The following is a 7,516-nucleotide window of genomic DNA, read 5'->3' as shown; positions in this document are numbered from 1 at the left end:
GGGTCTGCGCCGCGAGGGTCTTCGCGACGCCCGGGACGCCTTCCAGCAGGCAGTGGCCGTCGGCCAGCAGGGCCACGACCAGCCGCTCCACCAGGCGGTCCTGGCCCACGATCACGCGTTTGACAGCGAACAGAACCTCTTCCAACTCCACATGTGCTTCCGTCACGAGATCCATGGGACCAGCAGGGGCCGAAAGCCGACCGAAACGCCGCTGGCAGCGCTGGCGGGGCCGTGCCAGCGCCGTGTGCGCGCCGTGCCAGCGGGCCCGGTCATGGTGGTGCCGTGAAAGACGACCGAGGGGGAACACGATGAGCCTCGCTTTCCAGGCGGAAGGCCTGGTCAAGCGGTTCGGTAAGACCACGGCCCTGGCCGGCATCGACCTCGCCGCCGAGCAGGGCACGGTGCTGGGGGTGCTCGGTCCGAACGGGGCCGGCAAGACGACCGCGGTGCGCATCCTCGCGACGCTGCTGCGGGCCGACGAGGGCCGGGCCACCGTCGGCGGGTACGACGTGGTCAGGAGCGCGGGGGACGTGCGGCGGCTGATCGGGCTGACCGGGCAGTACGCGTCGGTGGACGAGGACCTGACCGGCACCCAGAACCTGGTGCTGATCGGTGAGCTGCTCGACCTGCGGCGCCGCGACGCCCGGGCCCGGGCCGCCGAGTTGCTGGAGTGGTTCGACCTGACCGAGGCGGCCAACCGCCCGGCGAAGACGTACTCCGGTGGCATGCGGCGCCGGCTCGACCTGGCCGCGAGCCTGGTGGGCCGGCCGGCGGTGATCTACCTGGACGAGCCGACCACGGGGCTCGACCCGGCCAAGCGCGAGGACATGTGGGGTGTGGTCCGCTCGCTGGTCGGTGACGGCTCGACGGTGCTGCTCACCACGCAGTACCTGGAGGAGGCCGACGCGCTCGCCGACGAGATCTCCGTGATCGACCACGGCAGGGTGATCGCGCACGGCACGCCGGCACAGCTCAAGCAGATCGCCGGCGGCCAGACGATCCTGGCCCGGCCGACCGACCCCGCCCGGCTGCCCGAGGTCGCCGCGATCCTCACGGCCGTCGCGGGCCGCGAGACGGAGTCGCCCGCCCGCGGCGTCGTCACGGTGCCGGTCGACGACGACCGGGCCTTCGCGACCGTCGTACGCCGGATCGACGAGGCCGGGATCTCCGTGATGGAGCTGTCCCTGCGCCTGCCCAGCCTCGACGAGGTGTTCTTCACGCTGACCGGTGCGCCCGCGGAGGTGGCGGCATGACCACGACGATCGAACGGGTTCCCACGATCACCCCGACCCCGCCGTCCGGCCCGCCGCCGGCGCGCGCGTTCCAGGTCGCCCGGCACAGCCTGGCGCTGGCCCGGCGCAGCCTGATCAAGACGATCCGGACACCCGAGCAGCTGCTCGACGTCACCCTGCAGCCGGTGATGTTCGTGGTCATCTTCGTCTACCTGCTGGGCGGCGCGATCGCCGGCTCGCAGACCGTCTACCTCAAGTTCCTGCTGCCCGCGATCATGGTGCAGTCGGTGCTGTTCGCGTCGGTCGCGACCGGGTTCTCCCTCAACACCGACGTCAAGAAGGGCGTCTTCGACCGGTTCCGCAGCCTGCCGATCGCCCGGTCGGCCCCACTGATCGGCTCGGTGCTGGGCGACATGGTGCGGTTCGTGGTGTCGATCGGGGTGCTCCTCGGCTTCGGCTACGCGATCGGCTTCCGGATCACCACCGACCCGCTCTCGGCCATCGGCGCCTGCCTGCTGGTCATCTTCTTCGCGTCCGCGATCACCTGGATCTTCGTCCTGCTCGGCGTGATCATGCGGGAGCCGGGCGCGGTCCAGGGCACGGCGTTCCTGGTGCTGTTCCCGCTGACGTTCGGCACCAACATGATGGTGCCGACGGACACCCTGCCGGGCTGGCTGCAGGCCTGGGTGAAGATCAACCCGGTCGCCGACGTGATGGACGCCGCCCGGGCCCTGCTCACCGGCGGCCCCGTCGGTGACACCGTCACGAAGTCGCTGCTCTGGTCGGTGGGCATCATCGTGGTCTTCGCACCGCTGGCGGTCCGCTTCTACCGCCGCCGGGTCTGAGCCGATCAGCCGTGCCGGGCCGGGTCGACGCGCGCGAGCGCGTCGACCCGGCTCAGGGCACGCCCCCGGGCGTACGCGGCGTCGTAGGCCTCGTCGCCCAGCCGCTCCCGCAGCGTCGCCGCCAGCGTGACGGCGTCGTGGTTGGACAGGTCCGGGCTGCCACGCAGCGAGTCGCTGGCGCCGAGCGTCTCCGCCGCGGACTCCGACTCGCCGAGCACGGCCCGCAACGCCACCGTCGCGAGCCCGACCAGCGCGATCACCGGCATGTCCTTGCCACCCATCGCGTACGCGATGCCCTCGGTGACCAACTCCGCAGCCGCCTCGTAGCGCCCCTCGCCGATCGCCAGGTGCGCCTCGAAGGCGCGCAGCATCCCGCGGAACTGAGGAGCCACCAACGGCGCGCGCTGCTGCATCTCGTCGGCCTGCCGGTAGCGCTCGCGGGCGCTGTCCAGCTTGCCCTCCGCGCGGTCGAACTCGCCCAGCACCATCACCACGAACGCGGCCGTGCGGTGGGCGAAGCCCTCCCGCGACATCTCGGCCAGGAAGCTCTCGAGGTCGGCCCGCGCCCACTCGACGTCACCGCCCTGCGCCCGCAGACCGGCCAGCCAGACCCGCTGGAAGCCGACGTCGTCGCGGGCGTTGAGCTCACCGGCCAGCCGGGTCGCCTCCTCCATGGCCGCCGTCGCGCCGGCGAGGTCGCCCCGCTTGGCCAGCGCGTCGGAGAGCGAGCCGAGCGTCATGCCGAGGCTCCACCGCTCGCCCAGCTCGCGCTGGATCTCCGCCGCGGCCAGCAGGTCGGCGAGCATGCCGTCGGCGTCACCGTCGTTCTCCTTGATGCTGCCGCTGAGCGAGAGCAGAAGGCCGCGGGTGAACGGATCGGCACCGTCCAGGCCGCGGGCGACCGCCGCCAGACCGGTGGGGGTGTCGTCGGTGAACAGCGTCATGATCGGCTCGATGACGGGCAGGAACGGGTGCCCGCCCGGCGGGGCCGCGCGGACGAGCAGCAGCAGTTCCGCGATCGCCTCGTCGCTCGGGAAGCCGCCGGCGAAGAGCTGGTTGAGCAGGTGGAGCGCGTTCACCACGGCCACGTGCGCGGCCGGTGCCGGCCCCCGCGCCTCCAGCGCCCGGCCGAGCAGCGCGACCGCCTGCGCGTGGTCACCGCGGATGGTGAACGGCATCGTCAACGCGGCCGCCAGCCGGATCGCGGTCGCCGCGTCGTCGGTCTCGGCCGCGTAGTGCAGCGCCCCGATCATGTTGGCCCGGTCGGCGTCGAACGCGGCGAGCCAGCCGAGCTGCTCCCGCGTACGCAGGTGCGGCTCGATGATCTCCGCCCGGGCGAGGAAGTAGGCCGCGTGCGCCGCCCGCAGCCGCGGTGCCTCGCCGGACGCGATCAGCCGTTCCAGCCCGTACTCGCGGATCGTCTCCAACATCCGGAACCGGCCGTCGCCGACGAACTGCAGCAGCGACTTGTCGACGAGACCGGCCAGGCTGTCGGCGACCGCGTCCAGGGGCGCGTCGGGCGCGGCCACCCCGGCGGCGCTCTCGGCAGTGATCGTCGACGGGAAGACCGCGAGCCGCTCGGCGAGCTGCCGCTCCTCGTCGGTGAGCAGCTCCCAGCTCCAGGCGACCACCGCGCGCAGCGTGCGGTGCCGCTCCAGCGCGGTGCGGCTGCCGCCCGTGAGCAGCCGGAACCTGTCGTCGAGCCGGGCCGCGACCTGCGCGGTCGACAGGGTGCGCAGCCGCGCCGCCGCCAGCTCGATCGCCAGCGGCAGCCCGTCGAGCCGCCGGCAGATCTCCACCACGTCGGCGACGTTGTCGGCGGTCACCGCGAACCCCGGCCGCACGGCCGCGGCCCGGTCACGGAAGAGCTCGATCGACGGGTACGCGGAGATCACGTCGAGCTCGAGCCCGGCGTCGGGGGTGCCCAACGGCGGCAGCGGGCAGAGCGCCTCGCCGATGATGCCGAGCGGCTCGCGCGACGTGGCCAGGATGCGCAGCCGCGGACACTGGGCGAGCAGCTCGTCCGCGAGCTGCGCGGCGGCGTCGATGACGTGCTCGCAGTTGTCGAGCACGACCAGCGCGTCGAGCTGGGACAGCGCCTCGACCAGCCGGCTCAACGTGTCCTTGTTCTGTTGCCGGCGCCCGTGCTCGGTGAAGCCGGCGGCGCGGCCGTCGATCGCGACCAGCGCGGCCTGCGGCACGTCGGCGGGGTCGGTGACCGGCGCCAGCTCGACCATCCAGGACGCGTCGACACCCCGCTGGGCGACCCGCGTCGCGGCCACCGTGGCCAGCCTGGTCTTGCCCGCACCGCCCGGCCCGACGAGGGTGACGAGCCGGCCCGCGGTTAACAGGCCGTCGACCTGGTCGAGCTCGTCGTCGCGACCCACGAAGCTGGTGAGGGCGGCCCGCAGGTTGCCCCGGGTGGTCCGCGGCCTGGCCTCGCCGCGCAGCACGGCCAGGTGGGCGTCGCGCAGCTCGGTCGACGGGTCGGCGCCCAGCTCGTCGGCGAGCCGCCGGCGGAACTCCTCGTAGGCCGCGAGCGCCTCCGCCGGCCGCCCGGCGGCGGCCAGCGCCCGCAGCCGCAGCGCCCAGACCCGCTCGCGCAGCGGATGGGCGGCCGCCAGCTCGTCGAGCTCGGCGACCAGGTGCGCCGGCCCGGCCAGCCGCAGCTCGGCGTCGATGCGGTCCTCGAGGGCGGCGAGCCGCAGCTCCTCGAGCCGGGCCACGGGCGCCGCGGCGTCGGTGGACCCGGTCAGATCGGCCAGCGCCGGCCCACGCCAGAGGACGAGCGCGTCCCGCAGCAGCCGGGCCGCCTTCTCGGGGTCGCCGGCGCCCAGCGCGTCCCGACCGTCCCGCGCGAGGACGCTGAACCGCTCGGCGTCGACGGCGTCGGCCGGCAGGTCGAGCTTGTAGCCGCCCGGCCCCAGCACCACCGGAATCCCCGGCACCGTGCGCCGCAGGCGTGACACCAGCGACTGGAGAGCGTTGGCCAGGTCGACGGGTTGCGCGTCGCCCCAGACGGCGTCGGCCAGCGCCTCGACACCGACCGGCCGCCCGGCGTCGAGGGCGAGCCGGGTCAGCAGGGCGCGCAGCCGCGCGCCACCGACCTCGACCGGCCGCGCGTCGACCGTGACGGCCAGCGGCCCGAGGATCCCGACGTGCACGCTTCCACTCTCCCCCATGCGTGCGACTGATTTACCCGCGCAGGCCGGTCGCCGCCCGCGCGAGCTCCTCGATCCGGTTCCAGTCGCCGGCCCGCACGGCATCCGAAGGGGTGAGCCAGGACCCACCGACGCAGCCGACGTTCGGCAGCGCGAGCCATTCCGCGGCGGTCTCGGCGGTGATCCCACCGGTCGGGCAGAACGCCAGGTCCGGCAGCGGCCCGGCCACCGCGGACAGGTAGGACCGGCCACCGCTCGGCACGGCCGGGAAGAACTTGAGCGTGTCGAGCCCGCGCTCGCGCAGGGCCAGCATCTCGCTCACGGTGCCGGCACCCGGCAGGAACGGGAGACCGCTGGCCAGCGCCGCCTCCACGAGCGCGTCGGTAGCGCCCGGGCTGACCAGGAACGTCGCGCCGGCCGCGCGGGCCGCCTCGACCTGGTCCGGCGTGACCACGGTGCCGGCGCCCACCCGCATCCCGGGCAGGATCCGCGCGACCGCGGCGATGGCGGCCAACGCGTCCGGCGTACGCAGGGTGATCTCGATGATCCCCACACCACCGCGCAGCAGCGCCTCGGCCATCGGCACCGCGTCGGCCGGCGCCTCGACCACCACGACCGGGATCACGGGGCTGACCGCGAGCAGCTCTCGGGCCGTCATTCGCGCTCCTTCGAGCATTGAGGGTGAAAGGTCCCTCGCATAATCTCACTCGGGATGGACATCATCGCGATCGGCGAACCCCTGCTGGAGTTCAGCGCCGTCGGCCACGCGGCCCTGGACGGCGCCGACCGGTTCACGACCGGCTTCGGCGGCGACACCTCCAACTTCCTCGTGGCCGCCGCCCGCTCGGGAGCCCGCACCGGCTACCTGACGAGAATCGGCGCCGACCCGTTCGGCGACGCCTTCCTGCGCCTCTGGCAGGCGGAGGGCATCGACACGACCCACGTGGTCCGCGCGCAGGGCGAGCGCACGGGCGTCTACTTCATCTCGCGAGACCCGGCCCGCAGCGTCTTCACCTACTATCGCGCCGACTCGGCGGCCAGCCGCCTGTCGGTCGCCGACGTCCCGGAGCCGGCGATCGCCGCCGCAAGAGCGCTGCACGTCTCGGGCATCACCCAGGCGATCAGCCTGTCGGCCTGCGACGCGGCATTCCACGCGATGACCGTCGCCCGCGCGGCCGGCACGCTGGTCAGCTACGACCCGAACTACCGCCCCCAACTCTGGCCCCTCGAACGCGCCCGCGCGGTGGTCACCCGCAGCATCGAACTGTCCGACGTGGCCTTCCCGAACATAGAGGAAGGCCGCCTCCTCACAGGCGCCGACGATCCGCGCGCGGTCCTCGACTGGTTCACGACCCGCGGCCCCCGCACGGTGGTCCTCAAGCTCGGCGCCGACGGGGCGTTGCTCTGGCACGAGGGCACGGTGACGGAGGTGAAACCCCACCCCTGCACCCCGGTGGACAGCACGGGCGCGGGCGACGCCTTCGACGGCGCCTTCATGGCAAGCCTCACGGCCGGCGCGACACCGACGGAGGCCGCGCACCACGCGGCGATAGCGGGCGCCCTGACCACCCAGGGCCACGGCGCGGTGGGCCCGATCCCCACGAAAGCCACGATCCTCGCCGCGGCGTAGTTCCTGTCGTACCCCAGGTTCACCATCCTTGTCATGGACCCGGAGGGCTACGGCCTGACCACCGCGATCGCCCCGCTGCTCCGCCTGGAGCGCGAGAAGGCCGCGCTGACCCAGGCCCAGCTGGCCCGAAGAGCGGGCACGACCCAGCAGCACCTCTCCCGCCTGGAGCAGGGCAAGGTCTCCCCCACAGCGTCGCTGCTGGACCGCCTCTTCGACGCACTCAACCTGCAGCTACGCCTAACGGTCGAAGCGCGCGACGCCGACCTGGACGCCACCCTCGACGCAGGCGGCGAAACCGAAGACGACCTGGCCGCCGAGCTGATGATGACCCGAGCGGTCACAAAGACCCTGCCGCCCGAGGTCCCGTTCCTCCTGGACGGCCAGCTGGGCGCGGCCCTCCACGGCACCCCGATCAAGGTCCGAAGAACAGACCTGGCCTTCGCCCAGTCCGACGTGGACAAGGTCGCAGACTGGCTGGCAAACCTCCCCAACACCCGCCGCTGGAGCGACAAGTGGCAGGACTACGCCCCGATCGACCGCGACCCCCGCCAACCGGGCCCACTCCGCTACTGGACCCCGTGGTGCGAACTCCACCTCCGCCTCCTCCCGACCCTCCCACCCCCGGTAGAGGTAGCCATCAAAGGCGAC

6 protein-coding genes and 1 pseudogene are annotated in these 7,516 nt (G+C 73.4%); 4 read left to right on the top strand and 3 right to left on the bottom strand.

Features of this window, described 5'->3' with window-relative positions:
• Positions 1–145: pseudogene (locus tag Asi02nite_RS42955) on the bottom strand (AAA family ATPase); the annotation flags it as partial.
• A gap of 163 nt (positions 146–308) precedes the next feature.
• Here Asi02nite_RS42955 and Asi02nite_RS40495 point away from each other — a divergent pair.
• Together Asi02nite_RS40495 and Asi02nite_RS40490 are read left to right on the top strand one after the other, a co-directional pair.
• Positions 309–1,253 (top strand): ATP-binding cassette domain-containing protein, encoded by a 945-nt coding sequence (locus Asi02nite_RS40495; RefSeq protein WP_203719357.1) that lies wholly within the window; start codon positions 309–311, stop codon positions 1,251–1,253.
• Positions 1,250–2,077, top strand: a complete 828-nt coding sequence (locus tag Asi02nite_RS40490; protein ID WP_203719356.1) for an ABC transporter permease — start codon at positions 1,250–1,252, stop codon at positions 2,075–2,077. The genes Asi02nite_RS40495 and Asi02nite_RS40490 overlap by 4 nt, the downstream gene beginning before the upstream one ends.
• Before the next feature lie 5 nt (positions 2,078–2,082).
• On the opposite strand, the gene Asi02nite_RS40485 is transcribed toward Asi02nite_RS40490, so the two are convergent.
• Together Asi02nite_RS40485 and Asi02nite_RS40480 are read right to left on the bottom strand one after the other, a co-directional pair.
• The gene (locus Asi02nite_RS40485) at positions 2,083–5,241 is read right to left on the bottom strand and encodes an AfsR/SARP family transcriptional regulator (protein WP_203719355.1); all 3,159 of its coding nucleotides are present in this window, start codon (positions 5,239–5,241) and stop codon (positions 2,083–2,085) included.
• A gap of 31 nt (positions 5,242–5,272) precedes the next feature.
• Positions 5,273–5,896: a bifunctional 4-hydroxy-2-oxoglutarate aldolase/2-dehydro-3-deoxy-phosphogluconate aldolase gene (locus Asi02nite_RS40480; RefSeq protein ID WP_203719354.1), complete on the bottom strand. Its 624-nt coding sequence runs from the start codon at positions 5,894–5,896 to the stop codon at positions 5,273–5,275.
• A 54-nt stretch (positions 5,897–5,950) separates the two neighbouring features.
• Here Asi02nite_RS40480 and Asi02nite_RS40475 point away from each other — a divergent pair, with 54 nt between their 5' ends.
• A complete protein-coding gene (locus tag Asi02nite_RS40475) occupies positions 5,951–6,868 on the top strand; it encodes a sugar kinase (protein ID WP_203719353.1) in 918 nt (305 codons plus the stop codon).
• Between the two features lie 33 nt (positions 6,869–6,901).
• Positions 6,902–7,516: helix-turn-helix domain-containing protein (locus Asi02nite_RS40470; protein WP_203719352.1), on the top strand; the 615-nt coding region annotated here is incomplete at its 3' end.

The organism is Asanoa siamensis (assembly GCF_016862555.1).
GTDB lineage: Bacteria > Actinomycetota > Actinomycetes > Mycobacteriales > Micromonosporaceae > Asanoa > Asanoa siamensis.
Note: the sequence above shows the minus strand (reverse complement) of the source record. Positions and strands in the feature narration are given on the sequence as shown.